Annotated in this window: 1 protein-coding gene; it reads left to right on the plus strand. The window is 64.1% G+C overall.

Translation table 11 applies throughout. The annotated features are described in order from the left end of the window. The first annotated feature begins 114 nt into the window (after positions 1–114). Complete coding sequence (locus EKL94_RS22495) at positions 115–255, plus strand: hypothetical protein (RefSeq protein WP_185830083.1); 141 nt, start codon at positions 115–117, stop codon at positions 253–255. Positions 256–626 lie beyond the last annotated feature (371 nt).

The following is a 626-nucleotide window of genomic DNA, read 5'->3' on the forward strand; positions in this document are numbered from 1 at the left end:
TCCGGATTACATGATATGAACTGACAGTACTGACCGGTACGTGGTTGATCTATACTTGTCGAAGCAGGCCGACCGCCCGCAAGCGCGAGCGCGGGAGTGGGTGCGCAGGCGCAGTTGTGTAAAAGCCCCGCCCACTACACCCTGCTGCTGACCTGCCTGAGCGATCGCCAGGGTCGTTTCATCTACACCCAGCACGACGGCCCCATCGCACCGCGCCAGCGCCAGAATTCCGGCCACTGGACCCTGCAGCCGTAGGCCAGAAAACCGACGCCGGTTAAATGGCGCCACGACCGGGGTCAGATCCCGTTGCGTTGCAACGGGATCTGACCCCATCCGATTAGTGCCGACCAAAGCGTGTCGACCAAGGTCGACACCCACCAAGAGCAGCAGCAGATTCCAACAGATCGCGGCCAACTGTCTAAGGCGGGGTGGGTCCGGTTGCGGGGGCGTGAGCCGCATGGATGCGGCGACCGAGCTTACATGGACGTACTTGCAGCGTCCCCCGTAACCGGACCCACCCCACCCCCCACGCCCTTCACCACCCTTACCTTGCCACCCCCCCCCCCCCGGTGGCCCCCCCGGCCCCCCCCCCCCCAACACAAAAAAAACCCACCAAAAACCCCCCA

Origin of the sequence: Stenotrophomonas maltophilia, assembly GCF_003970865.1 — a bacterium.
GTDB lineage: Bacteria > Pseudomonadota > Gammaproteobacteria > Xanthomonadales > Xanthomonadaceae > Stenotrophomonas > Stenotrophomonas maltophilia_AR.